This is a genomic window from Spirillospora sp. CA-294931, from assembly GCF_050946795.1.
Lineage (GTDB): Bacteria > Actinomycetota > Actinomycetes > Streptosporangiales > Streptosporangiaceae > Spirillospora.
Genome location: NZ_CP192006.1, coordinates 2,650,853 through 2,667,011, shown reverse-complemented (window position 1 = coordinate 2,667,011; position 16,159 = coordinate 2,650,853). Strand labels below are relative to the sequence as shown.

Sequence of the window (16,159 nt, the reverse complement as noted above, 5' to 3'; positions counted from 1 at the left end):
TCAGTCCTCCGAGCTCGGCGTGGTCGACGGGCGCCCGCTCGGCCGTCCGCTCCCCGTGGGGGACGCGGACGGGGACGGGGTGGGCGTCGTGGTCGGGGTCGGCTTCGGGGGCAGCACGGAGTCGCGGGGGTCGGTCTTGGGCGGCGCCACCACGACCGCGACGATGTCGAGGCTGGTGAACCGGGTGAAGGGCCGGATGTAGGCGGTGCGGGTCAGGCCCCCGGCGGGCTTGTCGATGCGTTCGACGACACCGATCGGCACCCCGGGGACGTACGGCCGCTCCCCCTGCGAGCCGAGCGTGACCAGGCGCTGCCCGGGACGCATCGGGGCGCTGGCGTTCAGCAGTTGCAGGCGCATCGGCGTCGCGCCGCCGTCGCCGAGACCGCGGCGTCCGCGTCCCTGGACGATGCCGATCTCGCGTGTCTCCTCCAGCCGCGCCCCGACCGAGGAGGTGACGTCGGTGGCCAGCAGGACGGTCGCGGTGGCGGGGCCGACCCGCGTCACGCGTCCGACCAGGCCGTCGGCGCTCATCACGGTCATGTCGGGACGGACGCCGCTGCGGCTGCCGACGCTGATCGTGACGGTGTCCTCGAAGCCCTGGCCCGCCGAGATGACATGCGCGGCCGCGATCTTGTAGCCGCCCATTCCGGCCGAGCCCAGCAGCCGGTCGAGCTGGGCGGCGCTGTCGCGGTCGAGACGGCCGGAGCGCACCTGCTCGCGGAGCCTGGCGTTCTCGCGTTCGAGCCGGTCGGCGCGGCGGCGCTCGCCGGGGGCGTCGGTGATCGCGTCGAAGGTGTTGCCGATCGGCCGCACCACCGCCGCCGAGGCGCGCTCGACGGGGCCGAACACGGTGGCGCCGACGTCGCGCAGCCCGCTGAGCGGCGAGTTGTCGCCGCCCCGGTAGTCGATGGTGATGAGCGCGAGCGCCACGACGATGAGCGTGCCGAGGACCACGCGGGTACGTCGGGTGTCCTTCACCCGGTGACCTCCCGAATCATTCAGGGGCCCGGCCCCTGTGCTCCATGCTCATCGCGTGTCCTGCGTTTCCTGCGTGTCCTGTGCGGGCGCGCCGGTCAGTGCCGGGGTTCGGGCACCAGGACCTGGCGGAGGGACTCGAAGTCCTCCACGCACTTGCCGGTGCCGAGCACGACCGAGTCGAGCGGGTTGTCGACCAGGTGGATCGGCATCCCGGTCTCCTCCCGCAGCCGCTCGTCGAGGTTCTTCAGCAGCGCCCCGCCGCCGGTCAGGGCGATACCGCGGTCCATGATGTCGCCCGACAGCTCGGGCGGGCACTTGTCGAGGGTGGTCTTGACGGCGTCGACGATGGCGTTGACCGGTTCCTCGATCGCGCGGCGGACCTCCTCCGAGGAGATCACCACGGTCTTGGGCAGCCCGCTGACCAGGTCGCGGCCGCGGATCTCGGCGTGCGGCTCCTCGTCCTTGCCGTTGGGGTAGGCCGACCCGATCGCCATCTTGATCTCTTCGGCGGTGCGCTCGCCGAGCATCAGCGAGTACTCCTTCTTGGAGAAGGAGATGACGGCCTGGTCGAGCTCGTCGCCGCCGACGCGGACCGACTGGCTGGTCACGATGCCGCCGAGGGAGATGATGGCGACCTCGGTGGTGCCGCCGCCGATGTCGACGACCATGTTGCCGGTGGGTTCGTAGACGGGCAGCCCGGCGCCGATCGCGGCGGCCATGGGCTCCTCGATGATGTACACGCGGCGGGCGCCGGCCTGGTAGCCGGCCTCCTTCACCGCGCGCTGCTCGACGCCGGTGATGCCGCTGGGAACGGCGACCACGATGCGCGGCTTGGCGAAGTGCCGGCGCTTGTGGACCTTCTGGATGAAGTAGCGCAGCATCCGTTCGGTGACGTCGAAGTCGGCGATGACGCCGTCCTTGAGCGGACGTACCGCCACGATGTTGCCCGGCGTGCGGCCGATCATCCGCTTGGCCTCGATGCCGACCGCGACGATCTTGCCCGTGTTGGTGTTGATCGCCACGACGGAGGGTTCGTTCAGGACGATCCCGCGCCCTCGCACGTACACCAGCGTGTTGGCGGTGCCGAGGTCGACCGCCATGTCACGGCCAAGAAACGACAGCTTGTTACCCATGAAGAAAGGGTGCCCTTCATGTTGTCGGGCGTGCAGAGCGGCTCGCCCATCGTAACGCGCCGGAGGGCCATGGGTCAGTCACCCCAACGGCGCGCGTTGCGTTGAAACAGGCCGGAAGCAAGGCGGTTTAGCGCAAAAACACGCGGGCCGACGTGTGTCGGCCCGCGTGTGTCGGCCGGAGTCGGCGTTTCTCAGGCGAGCTCGGGGAAGAAGAGCTTGATCTCGCGCTCGGCCGAGTCGGTGGAGTCGGAGCCGTGCACGATGTTCTCGCCGATCTCCAGCGCGAAGTCGCCGCGGATGGTGCCGGGGGTGGCGCCGACCGGGTCGGTCGCGCCGGCCAGGGACCGGAACGCCTCGATCGCGCGGGGGCCCTCGGCCACCAGCGCCACCAGCGGGCCGCCGGTGATGAACTCGACCAGCTCGCCGAAGAAGGGGCGCTCGGAGTGCTCGGCGTAGTGGGACTCGGCGGTCTCGCGCGACAGGGTGCGCAGTTCCAGCGCGACGAGCTTCAGGCCCTTGCGCTCGATCCGGGAGACGACCTCACCGACGACACCGCGGCGGACACCGTCGGGCTTGACCAGGATAAGAGTGCGCTCGGACACGAGTAGTTCTCTCCTCAGGAAGTGATTGGGGTGGCGCGCCCCGCGTCAGACCGGGGCCCCGGGCCCGGACCGGCCCGCACACCACTGCGCGCGAATCCTACCCGCACCTTTCACGCGGCCGCTTCGCGCGCCACCACGGCGCCGATCCGGCGGCAGGCGGCCGCCAGCAGGACGACCACGACCCCCGCCGCGACCAGCCAGACCCGGTACCCGGCGGTCAGCGCGTAGAGCTGCTGGGACGCGGTGTCGGGACGCGTCCGGTGCCACTGGCCCGCCTGGAGGGAGAGCACCAGGAGCTGCCCGGTCAGGACGGCGGGGAAGCACAGGCTCAGCCCGAACAGGGCGGCGGCCGCTCCGGCGTCGCGCAGGGACGCGGCCAGGGCCGTCCCGACTCCGGCGCCGAGCGGGATCAGCGGCGCCATCAGCAGCCAGGGGCCGGACGAGGCGCCGACGGCCAGCGCCAGCAGGACCGCGACGATCACCAGCCCGTGCCCGGCCAGGACGGTGCCGCGCGCGGCCCGGAGCGACATCCGCGCGGTGACCAGCGCCCCGGCCATCGCGGCGGCGGCCCCGGCGCCGAACGGCAGCAGCAGGGAGAGCGTGGCCGCGCCGCCGTCCAGCCGGTCTCCGGCCGAGGCGAGGCCCGCCAGCGGGCCGGTCATCGGGTAGGTGAGCAGACCGGCGGTGATCATGACCATCGCGCAGCCGAGCGGGCTGCCGGCGGCGGCGTCCCGGCTGCCCACCAGCGCCAGCCCGATCAGGGCGAGCAGCGCGCTGGCGGCCACGACGAGCTGCGCGCCCGGCGACCACTCGAACGTGGTCACCACGGCCAGGAAGGCGAACCCGGCGGCGGGGACGGCGGGCAGCACCAGCTGCCCGCGCTCGTTGGCCCGCAGGGAGGGAAGCGAGTCGCGCGTCCGGACGGCCGCGCACAGCAGGGCGGCGCCGACCGCGGCCAGCGCGGGCCAGGGGAACGGCGCCAGGGCCGCGTGCCAGTCGGAACCTCCCAGCGGCACCTCGTGCAGCGCGAGGGGCATCGCGAACATCAGGGCCGCGACCAGGGCGCCCGCCCACACGGCGGTGAGCACGCGGCTGCCCCGCTCCCACACCAGCACCAGGGTGGCGGGCAGGACGACGCCCGCTCCGACGCCCTGCGCGACGCGGGCGGCGGCCACCAGGGGCACGGTGCCCGCGTAGCGCGCGGCGCCGATGCCCGCGACCAGGAAGAGCAGGCCCGCCAGCAGCACCAGCCGGGGCGAGAACCGCCGGGCCGTCACCGCCGCCAGCGGGACGGTGAGCAGCAGGGCGGGCAGGGTCAGCCCGGCGGCCCGCAGCAGCCCGGGGATCTGCTCGTCCTGGAGGCCGAGCGACGCACGGGCGGGTTCCATGACGTTGAGGCTGGTGTCGGGGAGGACCAGCGCGACCGCGGGAATCGCGGTCAGGGCGAGCAGGAGCGCTCCCGCATGCGCCGCACGATCGGGGGACACGGCTTTCTCCTTCGGAGCCGGCCATCCACCGAGGGGAAATGCCCGAAATGAAACAAAGGCACGAATTGGCGGATGAATTGACGAGGCCGTCCCCGCGAATTTAGCGCGCTTCCGCCTTCTCCACCTTACGACCGAGCCAAATGCTCGTTCCCCAAAGCGCCCCGAATAGCAGCCCGAGGAAGAACATCGTGGGAACCATGAACCCTGTCGCGATCACCAGCACCTGAAGCCCGGTGCCCACGGGAATCCCCCACGGGAACCGCAGCAGCCCCGCCATGATCAGGCAGACCACCGCCAGCCCGCCGCACACGCCCCCCGCCAGCGCGCCGTCGACGTCCAGCACGGTCACCGCGACCGGAATCGCCAACGCGATCACGATCGCCTCACACGCCAGCACCGTGGCCAGCAACCGCCTCGCCGCACTCACGCCCGTCCCTCCCCACCCAAACGCACCACGTCCACCACACTCGCGCCCCACAGCCACGCCACGACGTCCCCCGCCCGCCCCTCAGCACCGGCGCACACGCCACGCGACCTCACCACCGCGCCATCCCGCCCCGCGCCACCGCACGCGCCGTTCGATCGGCTGGTGGCGTTCATCGTCGGGACTCGTCGACGCGCAGCAGGGTGCGGGCGTCGCCGACGGTGACGACCGAACCGGTGATCAGGACGCCCGCGCCCCGGTACTCGCCGGTTTCCTCGGCGAGGCCGATCGCGCGGTCGATCGCGTCGTCGAGCCGGGCCACCTCGTGGACGCGGTCGGGGCCGAAGATGCCCCCGGCCAGCTCGGCGAGCTCGTCGGGCGGCATCGAGCGCGGCGAGGAGTTGCGCGAGACCACCAGCTCCTCGACCACCGGTTCGAGCTGGTCGAGGACGCCCGCGATGTCCTTGTCGGCGGCCGAGGCGAAGACCGCGACCAGGCGGGTGAAGCCGAACGACTCGGTGATGGTCGCGACGCTGGCCGCCATGCCCGCCGGGTTGTGGGCGGCGTCCAGCAGGACGGTCGGGCCCGTCCTGACGACCTCCAGGCGTCCGGGCGAGGCCGACTTGGCGAACCCGCTGCGCACCAGCGCCGGGTCGAGCTGGCCCTCGTCGCCGCCGGTGTAGGTCTCCCCCGCCGCGACGCGCGTCGCGGCCTCCAGGTTGGGCGTCCCCTGGGTGGGTGCGCCGCTGGCGAACGCCTCGACCGCCACCAGCGCGCACGCGGCGTTGCTCGCCTGGTGCTCGCCGAACAGCGGCAGGAAGATCTCGTCGTAGGTGCCGTGCAGGCCCCGGATGTCGACCTGCTGGCCGCCGAAGGCCACGTCGCGGTGCAGGACGCCGAACTCGATGCCCTCGCGCGCCGCGGCCGCCCCGGTCTCGGCGACCCGGCGCAGCAGCACCTCGGCCGCCGCGACCGGCTGCTGCGCCAGTACCGCGATCGCGCCCGGCTTGATGATCCCGGCCTTCTCACCGGCGATGTCCTCGACGGTGTCGCCGAGGTACTCGGTGTGGTCGAGCCCGATCGGGGTCACGACGGCCACGGCGCCGTCGGCCACGTTCGTGGCGTCCCACGTCCCGCCCATCCCGACCTCGACCACGGCCACGTCGACGGGCGCGTCGGCGAAGGTCGCGAACGCCATCGCGGTGAGGATCTCGAAGAACGAGAGCCGGACGCCGTGCTTCTCGTCGATCATCCGCACGTAGGGCAGGACGTCGGCGTAGGCCTCGGTGAAGCGCTCCGCGGTGATCGGCTCGCCGTCCACGGCGATGCGCTCGCGCAGCGTGGTCATCTCCGGGCTGGTGTAGAGGCCGGTCCGCAGGCCGCGCTCGCGCAGCAGCGCCTCGATCAGCCGGGCGGTGCTCGACTTGCCGTTGGTCCCGGAGACATGGATCACGGGGTAGGAGCGCTGCGGCTCCCCCAGGATGTCCATGACGTCGCGCACCCGATCGAGGGTCGGGTCGATCTCCCATTCGACGCCGCGACCCATGATCGCGCTTACAGCGCCCCGGTAGTCCAGAGGCTCGGCCACCCGATTCACCAATCTCCATTGCCTGGGGAATTCCTGCTTCGCAGCCTACTGGTGGAGGCCCGGGCCCCCGGCATCGGTGCCGGGGCCGCCGACTACCCTCGGGGCGGTGGACGAGGTCTTCTACGGGGAATGGCTCGCCCGCCGTCCGGGCCAGACGCGCGACATCGGGCGGGCGGCGCTGCTGGCCGAGGCGCTGGGGATCGCGCGCGCGGGACGTCCCGTCCTGGCGGTCGTCGGCTCCAAGGGCAAGGGGACGGCCGCGACGTACGCCTCGGCCTGTCTCGCCGCCGCCGGCCTCCGCGTCTGCGCGGTCACGAGCCCCGGCTACCGCAGCGACCGCGAGCGCGTCCGCGTCGATGGCCGGTCCCTCACCAAGGCCGGGTTCGCCGCGCTGGCGTCCCGGTTGCGCGCGGAGAGGGACACCCTGCCGCCGCCCGAGCACGGCTACCTGGCGCCCACCGGCCTGTTCACCCTCGCGGGCGTCCTGCACGCACGGGACGTGGACGCGGACGTCCTCGTCCTGGAGGCGGGCATGGGCGGCCGCTCGGACGAGATCTCGCTCTTCCCCGCCGACGCCGTCGCGCTCACCCCGATCTTCGGTGAGCACCTGGGCAAGCTGGGCGGCACCGTCGCCGAGATCGCCGCCGAGAAGGCGGGCGTGATCGTCCGCGAGACCCGCGTCGTGGTGTCGGCGCCGCAGACCCCGGACGTCCTGAACGTCCTGCCCCCGGGGCACACCCGCCCCGAAGACCTTCCACCCGATCTCCTCCCCCACGGCCTGGCCAGCGCCGCGGCCGCCACCGGCTGGACGGCCGCCCTCCGCCTCCTGGACGCCGAGGGCCTCCCCCGCCCGTCCGGGCGACGCTCACGCGAGGTCATGGGATCGATCACGCTCCCGGGAAGGCTCTCCTGGCACACCCTTCCCGGCACCGACGTCGAGCTCCTCGCGGACGCCGCCATCAACGGCGCCGGAGTCACCGCCGCCCTGGCCACCGCGAAGACCCGCTGGGACGAGATCGACCACGTCCTGGTCTGCCTCCCCGACCACAAGGACCTGGACGGCGCGATCTCCGCCCTGGGCGACCTCCCGGCCACCTTCGTCCGCCTCCCGTATGCGCGCCTCAGCTTCGACCACCCCCTGCCACGCGCGTGGAAGGTCATCGACAGCGCCGCCCTCACCCCCGAAGCCCTCCCGACCCTGGGCCGGCGCCTCCTGGCCCTGGGCACGGTCTACTTCATCGGCCACGTCCTCGACCTGGTCAAGGCCGACACCACCCGCACCTTCCGGCCGGACGGCTAGGTCTTCTTCTCCAGGTCGGTGCGCATTCGGGGCAGGAGGGCGGCCAGGACGCCGGTGTCCGAGGTCAGGGCGGGGGTGTTGGAGGCGATCAGCCCGAAGGACGACCGGGTGGCCCAGGCGCAGTACTGGTGGATGTCGGCCAGGACGGCGAAGGTGCCGCAGACGGCCTGGCCGCCGCCGGGGCCGGGGTTGGCCTTCGCGGCGGTGAGGAGGGTGTTGGGGCGGGTTCTCTGGAGGAGGTCGGCGGGGTCGCCGAGCTTGCCGGAGCCGCCCATGAACAGGAAGTTCTGGGTCTGCGCGGGGCCGTCGGTGTAGAGGGCGATGGCGGTGACGGACTTCTCGACGCCCCCGGTGCGGACGGCGGAGGCGATGAACGGGTAGGCGGCGCTGGCGGCGGGGGCGGCGGCCGGGTCGCGGGACAGCCCGGCGGCTACGGGGGCGGCGACGACACGGCGGGTGGCCTTGCCGCCCTCCTCGGCGCGGCCGTCGGGCTTGCCGAGGACGACGGCGAGGACCAGCGCGAGCAGCAGGACCATGCCGACCGACAGGCCCGCGACGAGCCCGGCCACCGGCCTGCGCAGCTTGGGGGTGGTGGGGCGCACTACGGCCGAGGGCGGGCGCACGGCGGGCTGCCAGCCCCCGGAAGGCGGGGCGGCGGGGACGGCGGGCAGCGGGCCTGTGCTGATCACCTGGTCCACCACGGTCGGTGGCGGGGGAAGGACGGTGCCGCCGCCCGGTGTGGTGTCGTGCGGCATGAAGTCGTGGGTCGTGGTGGGAGGCTCGGCCTCGGGGGCCGGGGCGACCTTGATGTCCTCGGCCGGGGCGACCTTGATGTCGGCGTCGTCGGCCAGGGCGGCGGCGATGTTCGAGCGGGCGGGCGCGGCGTCGGGCTCGCCCTCCAGGTCGGCGGCCCACCAGGGGATTCCCTCGGTCCGGGGAGGGTCAAGCTCGTCGTCCGGCGCGGCCCGCGGCGCGTCCGGGTGAGAGGGCGAGTCGGCCATTGCGCTCCAGCGTCGGTATGCCCACGATTGAGACGGATCGTAGCGCTAATACGGACATGGACGGGCCGTCGTGCGGCGGCGGCCGGGCCTCGCCCGGCCGCCGCCTCAGGTCACGCGCTCGGGAGGGCCGCCAACTGGTTCTGGAGCCGCTCGATGTCGGCCTCGGACTGGGCGAGCCGGTCGCGGTTCTTGGCGACGACGGCCTCGGGCGCCTTGGCCATGAACGCCTCGTTGGACAGCTTGCGGCGGGCCTGGTCGGCCTCCTTGCGGGCGGCGGCCAGGTCCTTGTCCAGGCGCTTGCGCTCGGCCAGGACGTCGATCGCGCCCGCGGTGTCGAGGTGGACGGTGACGCCCTCGACCGGGAGCGAGGCGGTGGCCGCGAAGCCCTCGTCCGGCTCGGTCAGCCGGAGCAGGGTGCGCACGCCCTCCTCGTGCGGCGCGAGGGGCGAGCCCGCCAGGTCGAGGCGGGCCGCGACCCGCTGGCCCGGCTTGAGGCCCTGGTCGGCGCGGAACCGGCGGACCTCGGTGACCATGCGCTGGAGCGAGGCGATGGTGGCCTCGGCCCCGGGGTCGCGCAGCGCGTCGTCGGTTTCGGGCCAGGCGGCGGTGACCAGGGTCTCGGCGCCGGTCAGGGCCGTCCACAGCTCCTCGGTGACGAACGGGATCACCGGGTGCAGCAGCCGCAGGAGCTTGTCGAGGACCTCGCCGAGGACGCGGCGGGTGGCCTCGGCGCGGCCGTCGTTGAACTGGACCTTGGACAGCTCGACGTACCAGTCGCAGACCTCGTCCCACGCGAAGTGGTAGAGCGTCTCGCACGCCTTGGCGAAGTCGAACGACTCCAGGTGGGCGTCGACCTCGGCGGTGACCCGTTGCAGGCGCGACAGGATCCAGGCGTCGACCTCGCTGAGCTCGGTCGGCAGGTCGCCGCGGGTGTGGGCGCCGTTCATCATCGCGAACCGGGTGGCGTTCCAGAGCTTGTTGCAGAAGTTGCGCGAGCCCTGCGCCCAGTCTTCGGCCACCGGGACGTCGCCGCCGGGGTTGGCGCCGCGCAGCAGCGTGAAGCGGGTCGCGTCGGCGCCGTAGCGGTCGATCCAGTCCAGCGGGTCGATGACGTTGCCGAACGACTTGGACATCTTCTTGCCGTGCTGGTCGCGGACCATGCCGTGCAGCGCGATCGTCTCGAACGGGACGGCGTCGTCCATGGCGTACAGGCCGAACATCATCATCCGGGCGACCCAGAAGAACAGGATGTCGTACCCGGTGACCAGGACGGACGTCGGGTAGAACCGCTTGAGTTCGGGGGTGGCGTCCGGCCAGCCGAGCGTGGAGAACGGCCACAGCGCGCTGGAGAACCAGGTGTCGAGGACGTCGGTGTCCTGCGTCCAGCCGGTGGGCGGCTCCTCGTCCGGGCCGGGGCAGACGGTCTGGCCCTCGGGCCCGTACCAGACCGGGATGCGGTGGCCCCACCACAGCTGGCGGCTGATGCACCAGTCGTGCATGTTGTCGACCCACTCGAAGTAGCGCGCGGCCATCTCGGGCGGGTGGATCTTCACCCGGCCGTCGCGGACGGCGTCGCCCGCCGCCTTGGCCAGCGGCCCGGTCTTGACGAACCACTGGAGCGAGACGCGGGGCTCGACCACGGTCGAGCAGCGCTGGCAGTGGCCGACCGAGTGCTCGTAGGGGCGGATCTCCTTGACGATCAGGCCCTGCTCGCGCAGCGCCGCGACGACGGCCGGACGGGCCTCGAAGCGGTCCAGGCCCTCGAACGGGCCGTGCGCGGTGATCACGCCGCGCTCGTCCATGACCGTCAGGGACGGCAGCGAGTGGCGGCGCCCGATCTCGAAGTCGTTGGGGTCGTGCGCCGGGGTGACCTTGACCGCGCCGGTGCCGAACTCGGGGTCGACGTGCTCGTCGGCCACGACGGGGATGCGGCGGCCGGTCAGCGGCAGCTCGATGTCGGTGCCGATCAGGTGCCGGTACCGCTCGTCGGAGGGGTGGACGGCCACGGCGGTGTCGCCGAGCATCGTCTCGGCCCGCGTCGTGGCCACCACGACCTCGTCGGAGTAGCGGATCGAGACCAGCTCGCCCTCGCGGTCGTCGTGCTCGACCTCGATGTCCGACAGCGCGGTCAGGCAGCGCGGGCACCAGTTGATGATGCGCTCGGCGCGGTGGATCAGCCCGTCGTCGAACAGCCGCTTGAAGATCGTCCGGACGGCGCGGGCGCGGTCGTCGTCCATGGTGAACGCCTCGCGCGTCCAGTCGACGCTGTCGCCCAGGCGGCGCATCTGGCCCAGGATCCGGCCGCCGGACTCGCCCTTCCACTTCCAGACCCGCTCGACGAACGCCTCGCGGCCCAGGTCGTGCCGGGACTTGCCCTCCTTGGCCAGCTCGCGCTCGACGACGTTCTGGGTGGCGATGCCCGCGTGGTCCATGCCGGGGACCCAGAGCGTCTCGTAGCCCTGCATCCGGCGGCGGCGGATCAGGGTGTCTTGAATGGAGTGGTCGAGAGCGTGCCCCATGTGCAACGAACCGGTCACATTCGGGGGCGGGATCACGATCGAATAGGCCGGACGTCCCGGGTCACGCGCCGGATCGGCCGTGAAAAGGCCCGAGGCTACCCAGCGTTCGTAGAGCCTGCCCTCGACGTCCGCCGGCTGGTACTGGGTGGGCAGGTCAACGTCGGCGGCGCCCTGGCCGCGCTCTTCGCTGGGCTTTGTCACGGGACCGGATTCTACGGGCCGGGAACGGTAGAACGCGCGGCGTCCCGCATGCGTCATAACCAGTGAGCCGGGTCCGGGCCCGTCCCCGGCAGCCCATGATCCATTTTTTCGTCCGGAGTCCGCGTCTTTCGTCTGATACACAGGTCCAAAGGCGCGCTTATCCTGATTCCACCAGGCCAGTCCGCCTGGCAGATCAGCGCCGGCCCGGCGCTTAGGAGAAATCGATGAGCAACTGGAACCCGCCGCCCGGGCAGGGCGGTCAGCCCGGCCAGCAGCCGGGGTACGGCCAGCAGCCCGGGTACGGGCAGCAGCCGGGCTACGGCCAGCAACCCCCGCCCGCGCCCGGCTACGGCGCGCCGCCCCCGCCCCCGCCCGGCTACGGCCAGCAGCCCGGCGGCTACGGCCCGCAGCCCGTGGGCGGCCCGTCCCCGTACGGCCCCCCGCCCCGCAAGTCCGGCGGCGCCGGACTGGTGATCGCCCTGGTCGGCGGCGCCGTCGTCCTGCTGGTGATCGTCGTGGCGGTCGTGGTCGTCATGTCCAACGGCGACGACACCAAGTACCGCATCGACACGCCGACCACCGTGGCGGGCATGACCCGCAACTCGGCGAGCGAGAGCACGATCACCTCCCAGCTGGTCAACCAGAAGGGCGAGCTGGAGCGGCAGACCAAGTCGACGTTCGACGACTTCAAGGTCGCGGTCTACAAGGGCTCCACCGAGCAGATCATGTTCTTCGGCGGCTACGGCGATCTCTCCGACCCCGAAACCTTCCTGAAGGGCAACACGCTGGGACGGCTGACGCGCGGCTCGTCGGCCAACACCACCGACGTCAGCGCGGGCGGCCCGGGCAAGGCACTGTGCGTGCCGATCAACTCGGGCGCCTACTCCAGCGCGGTCTGCATCTGGGCGACGGGGACGTCCTTCGGGGCGGTCGCGCCGGTTCCTGACACCTCCTCGCTGGGCTCGACGTCCACGGCGTCCAAGAGCATCTCCGAGGTCGCCTCGATCATGCGGCGGGTCCGCGCGGACGTGGAGACCGAGGCCTGACCCGCGCGCCTCGCGCGGCATCGGTCCCGTTCCGGTCGGGACACCGGTCACCTGACGCCGGGCCGTTCCGACCGGGAGGCTGGTGCCCGACGTGCGAAGCCGCGCGAGGCGTGGAGGATCGGGGATGCGAGCGGTCGTGGCGCATGCCGTCGCGATGACGGCCGCCTTCGCCGCCGGAGCCGCGGCGGTGCGGCTGGCGGACGTGCCGCGCCTGCGCCGGCTCACCGACGACCTGCAGCGCTCCCGCGAGCGCATCCTCACGGCCCGCGAGGAGGAACGCCGCCGCCTGCGCCGCGACCTGCACGACGGGCTCGGCCCCACGCTGGCCAGCCTGGCCATGTCGCTGGACGCCGCGCGCATCACCCTGTCCGGCGAGCCCGAGCGCATGGAGCCCCTGCTGTCGGACCTGCGCGACCGGCTGGCCACCACCGTCGGCGAGATCCGCGAGATCGCGCACGGGCTGCGGCCCCCCTCGCTGGACGACCTGGGCCTGGTGGCGGCGATCCGGACGCTGGCCGAGCGGGCCTGCCCCCAGGTCGAGGTCCGCTTCGACGGCGAGCCCGACGACCTTCCCGCCGCCGTCGAGGTCGCGGCCTACCGCATCGTCGAGGCGGCCCTGGCCAACGTCCGCCAGCACGCCCGGGCGTCCACGGCCATGGTGATGCTGAGCCGCGACCATGACCTGCATCTGATGGTGGCCGACTCCGGGGTGGGCCTCCCCGAGCCGATGCGGCGCAACGGCTCGGGCGGCATGGCCGAGATGCGCGAGCTGGCCGCCGAGGTCGGCGGCAGCTGCACGATCACCTCGCGGGCGGGCTGCGGCACCGTCGTCTCGGCCCGCCTCCCGCTGCCCGGACGGCGCTACGATCGGCCTGGAACGGGGAGGGCGGCCGATCATGAGCGGTGAGACGATCAAGGTCCTGATCACCGACGACCACCCGGTGTTCCGGCAGGGTCTCACGAGCCTGCTGCACGCGCTGGGAATCGAGGTCGTCGCCGAGGCCGAGTGCGGCCCCGAGGCCGTCCGGCTGGCCGCCGAACTCCAGCCGGACGTGGTCGTGATGGATCTGCACATGCCCGGCGGCAACGGCATCGAGGCCACCCGGACGATCACCCGCACCAGCCCGCGGATCGGCGTCCTGGTGCTGACGATGTTCCGCGACGACGACTCGGTCTTCGCCGCCATGCGGGCGGGCGCCCGCGGCTACCTGCTCAAGGAGTCGGGCGCCGAGGAGATCGCGCGGGCCGTCCGCGCCGTCGCCGCCGGCGAGGCCATCTACGGCCCCGAGATCGCGCGCCGCGTCCTGACCTACTTCACCGACATGCCCGACCCGCGCCAGGCCGCGTTCCCGCAGCTCACCGAGCGCGAGCGGGAGGTTCTGGAACTGATCGCCCAGGGCCGCAGCAACACCGAGATCGCCGCCGCCCTCTTCCTCAGCCAGAAGACGGTCCGCAACCACGTCTCCAACATCTTCATGAAGCTGCACGTCGCCGACCGGGCCCAGGCCATCGTCATGGCCCGCGAGGCGGGCCTGGGCGAGTCCACCCGCGGCTGACCCCGCCTCCAGCGCAGGGAAACAGAAACGCCCCTCCCGCAGGAGGGGCGTTTCTGTGATCGTGCTAGGCGGACTTCTCGCGCGGTTCGCGCTTGTTGCGCTCGCGCGGCACCAGGGTCGGGTTCACATGTTCGAGGACGGCCTCGCGGGTGATGACGACCCGGGCCACGTCCTGGCGGCTCGGAACCTCGTACATCACCGACAGGAGGACCTCCTCCATGATCGCCCGCAGCCCGCGGGCACCGGTGCCCCGCAGGATGGCCTGGTCGGCGATCGCCTCCAGGGCGTCGCCGGAGAACTCCAGGTCGACCCCGTCGAGCTCGAAGAGGCGGTGGTACTGGCGCACCAGCGCGTTCTTGGGCTCGGTGAGGATGTTGATCAGCGCCTCACGGTCGAGGTTGTGGACGCTGGTGATCACCGGGAGCCGGCCGATGAATTCGGGGATCATGCCGAACTTCAGCAGGTCTTCGGGCATCACGTCGGCCAGCATGGCCGAGGACTCCTCCAGGTCGACCTTGGAGCGGATCACCGCTCCGAAGCCCATGCCCTGCTTGCCGACCCGCGACTCGACGATCTTCTCGAGCCCCGCGAAGGCGCCACCGCAGATGAACAGCACGTTGGTGGTGTCGATCTGGATGAACTCCTGGTGGGGATGCTTGCGGCCGCCCTGCGGCGGGACGCTCGCGGTGGTGCCCTCCAGGATCTTCAGCAGGGCCTGCTGGACGCCCTCGCCCGAGACGTCCCGCGTGATCGACGGGTTCTCGCTCTTGCGAGCGATCTTGTCGACCTCGTCGATGTAGATGATCCCGGTCTCGGCCTTCTTGACGTCGTAGTCGGCCGCCTGGATCAGTTTCAGGAGGATGTTCTCGACATCCTCGCCGACGTAGCCCGCCTCCGTCAGCGCCGTCGCGTCAGCGATCGCGAACGGGACGTTGAGGAGTTTGGCGAGCGTCTGCGCGAGCAGCGTCTTACCCGATCCGGTGGGGCCCAGCAGCAGGATGTTGGACTTGGACAGCTCGACCGCGTCGTCCCGCGTCGCACCGTCACCGGACTGGATGCGCTTGTAGTGGTTGTAGACGGCGACGGAGAGGCTCTTCTTCGCCGCCTCCTGCCCGATGACGTAGGAGTCGAGGAACTCGTAGATCTCCCGCGGCTTGGGCAGGCTGTCCCACTTGAGGTCGGAGGTCTCGGAGAGCTCCTCCTCGATGATCTCGTTGCAGAGATCGATGCACTCGTCGCAGATGTACACGCCCGGACCCGCGATGAGCTTCTTGACCTGCTTCTGGCTCTTCCCGCAGAACGAGCACTTGAGCAGGTCACCACCGTCGCCGATGCGTGCCACCCAACTGTCTCCTTTTCGTGGGGCCGTCCGCCTCAGAGGATGCGGCTCAGCTCGGTTGCGTCCCGAAGGCTCTCGACGTTGGAATCGACGTTACCGCCTCCAACGGACTTGGTAAGCCCCTCGCCCGGAAGTATGACGACCGGGCTGGGGGTCTCCCTCGTCCACGCGTCGTCCATCAGGACGACACTACCTCGGCTTTGCGCTTCCTGCTCTGGAAGACGTCATCGATGAGGCCGTACTCCTTGGCCTCCTCGGCGGTGAGGATCTTGTCACGCTCGATGTCGTGCCGGACCTCGTCGAGAGTCTTGCCACTGTGCTTGGCCAGGATCTCTTCGAGCAGGTCGCGGATGCGCATGATCTCGCGGGCCTGGATCTCGATGTCGCTGGACTGGCCGTAGGTGCCCTCGGTCGCCGGCTGGTGGATCAGGATCCGCGAGTTCGGCAGGGCCGCCCGCTTGCCGGGCGAGCCCGCGGCGAGCAGGACGGCCGCGGCCGAGGCCGCCTGGCCGATGCACACCGTCTGGACGTCCGGCTTGACGAACTGCATCGTGTCGTAGATCGCCGTCATGGCCGTGAACGAGCCGCCGGGCGAGTTGATGTAGATGCTGATGTCGCGGTCGGGGTCGATCGACTCCAGCGTGATCAGCTGGGCCATCACGTCGTTGGCCGACGCGTCGTCGATCTGGACGCCGAGGAAGATGATCCGCTCTTCGAAGAGCTTGTTGTACGGGTTCATCTCCTTGACCCCGTACGTGGTGCGCTCGACGAACGACGGAATGATGTAGCGGCTGTCGACGGGCATCGGCCCGCCGCCCGCCACGATGCCGGGTCGGCTCAGGCCACCGAGGCCCGGCCTGATCAGGTCGCTCACTGTGTGCCTCCGAAATGAATCGTAAGTGTCGCTCTGGGGGGAACCGCCCCCGGTCCCCCGCGGGACGCCTCCAGCCAGCGTTTCCGGAGGGATCCGTGGACGGGCCGGGAC

General features: G+C 71.8%; 15 protein-coding genes. 4 read left to right on the top strand and 11 right to left on the bottom strand.

Annotation, left to right across the window (positions count from 1 at the left end; all coding sequences use genetic code 11):
• From mreC to ACQPY4_RS11885, 6 genes are all read right to left on the bottom strand, one after another.
• On the bottom strand, window positions 1-978 hold the full coding sequence (mreC, locus tag ACQPY4_RS11910; protein ID WP_433335467.1) for a rod shape-determining protein MreC: 978 nt from the start codon (window positions 976-978) through the stop codon (window positions 1-3).
• A gap of 95 nt (window positions 979-1,073) precedes the next feature.
• Complete coding sequence (locus ACQPY4_RS11905) at window positions 1,074-2,111, bottom strand: rod shape-determining protein (protein ID WP_433335465.1); 1,038 nt, start codon at window positions 2,109-2,111, stop codon at window positions 1,074-1,076.
• A gap of 191 nt (window positions 2,112-2,302) precedes the next feature.
• Window positions 2,303-2,713, bottom strand: a complete 411-nt coding sequence (ndk, locus tag ACQPY4_RS11900) for a nucleoside-diphosphate kinase (protein WP_433335463.1) — start codon at window positions 2,711-2,713, stop codon at window positions 2,303-2,305.
• A 110-nt stretch (window positions 2,714-2,823) separates the two neighbouring features.
• The gene (locus tag ACQPY4_RS11895) at window positions 2,824-4,200 is read right to left on the bottom strand and encodes a hypothetical protein (RefSeq protein ID WP_433335461.1); all 1,377 of its coding nucleotides are present in this window, start codon (window positions 4,198-4,200) and stop codon (window positions 2,824-2,826) included.
• A 100-nt stretch (window positions 4,201-4,300) separates the two neighbouring features.
• Window positions 4,301-4,627, bottom strand: coding sequence for a DUF4233 domain-containing protein (locus ACQPY4_RS11890; protein WP_433335459.1), 327 nt, complete (start codon window positions 4,625-4,627; stop codon window positions 4,301-4,303).
• 169 nt (window positions 4,628-4,796) lie between these two features.
• The gene (locus ACQPY4_RS11885; protein WP_433338894.1) at window positions 4,797-6,170 is read right to left on the bottom strand and encodes a bifunctional folylpolyglutamate synthase/dihydrofolate synthase; all 1,374 of its coding nucleotides are present in this window, start codon (window positions 6,168-6,170) and stop codon (window positions 4,797-4,799) included.
• A 148-nt stretch (window positions 6,171-6,318) separates the two neighbouring features.
• On the opposite strand from ACQPY4_RS11885, the gene ACQPY4_RS11880 reads away from it, so the two are divergent.
• Window positions 6,319-7,512 (top strand): hypothetical protein, encoded by a 1,194-nt coding sequence (locus ACQPY4_RS11880; protein ID WP_433335457.1) that lies wholly within the window; start codon window positions 6,319-6,321, stop codon window positions 7,510-7,512.
• On the opposite strand, the gene ACQPY4_RS11875 is transcribed toward ACQPY4_RS11880, so the two are convergent.
• Both ACQPY4_RS11875 and ACQPY4_RS11870 read right to left on the bottom strand, forming a co-directional pair.
• Window positions 7,509-8,513, bottom strand: a complete 1,005-nt coding sequence (locus ACQPY4_RS11875; protein ID WP_433335455.1) for a hypothetical protein — start codon at window positions 8,511-8,513, stop codon at window positions 7,509-7,511. The genes ACQPY4_RS11880 and ACQPY4_RS11875 overlap by 4 nt on opposite strands.
• Before the next feature lie 110 nt (window positions 8,514-8,623).
• Window positions 8,624-11,290 carry a valine--tRNA ligase gene (locus tag ACQPY4_RS11870; RefSeq protein ID WP_433335453.1) on the bottom strand — a complete coding sequence of 889 codons (2,667 nt, stop codon included), beginning with the start codon at window positions 11,288-11,290 and terminating at the stop codon, window positions 8,624-8,626.
• A gap of 167 nt (window positions 11,291-11,457) precedes the next feature.
• Here ACQPY4_RS11870 and ACQPY4_RS11865 point away from each other — a divergent pair, with 167 nt between their 5' ends.
• From ACQPY4_RS11865 to ACQPY4_RS11855, 3 genes are all read left to right on the top strand, one after another.
• Entirely contained in the window at window positions 11,458-12,279 is an 822-nt protein-coding gene (locus ACQPY4_RS11865; protein WP_433335451.1) for a hypothetical protein, read from the top strand.
• Between the two features lie 124 nt (window positions 12,280-12,403).
• A complete protein-coding gene (locus ACQPY4_RS11860; protein ID WP_433335449.1) occupies window positions 12,404-13,186 on the top strand; it encodes a sensor histidine kinase in 783 nt (260 codons plus the stop codon).
• On the top strand, window positions 13,176-13,835 hold the full coding sequence (locus ACQPY4_RS11855; protein WP_433335447.1) for a response regulator transcription factor: 660 nt from the start codon (window positions 13,176-13,178) through the stop codon (window positions 13,833-13,835). Before ACQPY4_RS11860 ends, ACQPY4_RS11855 begins: the two co-directional genes overlap by 11 nt.
• Window positions 13,836-13,899: 64 nt before the next feature.
• On the opposite strand, the gene clpX is transcribed toward ACQPY4_RS11855, so the two are convergent.
• Genes clpX through ACQPY4_RS11840 form a run of 3 tightly spaced genes read right to left on the bottom strand, consistent with a single transcriptional unit; the run spans window position 13,900 to window position 15,979 of the window.
• Window positions 13,900-15,177 (bottom strand): ATP-dependent Clp protease ATP-binding subunit ClpX, encoded by a 1,278-nt coding sequence (clpX, locus tag ACQPY4_RS11850; protein WP_433335445.1) that lies wholly within the window; start codon window positions 15,175-15,177, stop codon window positions 13,900-13,902.
• 32 nt (window positions 15,178-15,209) lie between these two features.
• Window positions 15,210-15,353 carry a hypothetical protein gene (locus ACQPY4_RS11845; RefSeq protein ID WP_433335443.1) on the bottom strand — a complete coding sequence of 48 codons (144 nt, stop codon included), beginning with the start codon at window positions 15,351-15,353 and terminating at the stop codon, window positions 15,210-15,212.
• Window positions 15,353-15,979 carry an ATP-dependent Clp protease proteolytic subunit gene (locus ACQPY4_RS11840; protein ID WP_433338892.1) on the bottom strand — a complete coding sequence of 209 codons (627 nt, stop codon included), beginning with the start codon at window positions 15,977-15,979 and terminating at the stop codon, window positions 15,353-15,355. The genes ACQPY4_RS11845 and ACQPY4_RS11840 overlap by 1 nt, the downstream gene beginning before the upstream one ends.
• Between the last annotated feature and the right edge of the window lie 180 nt (window positions 15,980-16,159).

Bases quoted from the DNA above. Each gene is read 5' to 3' on its own strand.
- ACQPY4_RS11860 (WP_433335449.1), top strand. From the start codon at position 12,404: ATGCGAGCGGTCGTGGCGCATGCCGTCGCGATGACGGCCGCCTTCGCC.
- ACQPY4_RS11905 (WP_433335465.1), bottom strand. From the start codon at position 2,111: ATGGGTAACAAGCTGTCGTTTCTTGGCCGTGACATGGCGGTCGACCTC.
- ACQPY4_RS11875 (WP_433335455.1), bottom strand. From the start codon at position 8,513: ATGGCCGACTCGCCCTCTCACCCGGACGCGCCGCGGGCCGCGCCGGAC.
- ACQPY4_RS11845 (WP_433335443.1), bottom strand. From the start codon at position 15,353: ATGGACGACGCGTGGACGAGGGAGACCCCCAGCCCGGTCGTCATACTT.
- ACQPY4_RS11865 (WP_433335451.1), top strand. From the start codon at position 11,458: ATGAGCAACTGGAACCCGCCGCCCGGGCAGGGCGGTCAGCCCGGCCAG.
- ACQPY4_RS11855 (WP_433335447.1), top strand. From the start codon at position 13,176: ATGAGCGGTGAGACGATCAAGGTCCTGATCACCGACGACCACCCGGTG.
- ACQPY4_RS11870 (WP_433335453.1), bottom strand. From the start codon at position 11,290: ATGACGCATGCGGGACGCCGCGCGTTCTACCGTTCCCGGCCCGTAGAA.
- ACQPY4_RS11840 (WP_433338892.1), bottom strand. From the start codon at position 15,979: ATGCCCGTCGACAGCCGCTACATCATTCCGTCGTTCGTCGAGCGCACC.
- ACQPY4_RS11885 (WP_433338894.1), bottom strand. From the start codon at position 6,170: ATGGGTCGCGGCGTCGAATGGGAGATCGACCCGACCCTCGATCGGGTG.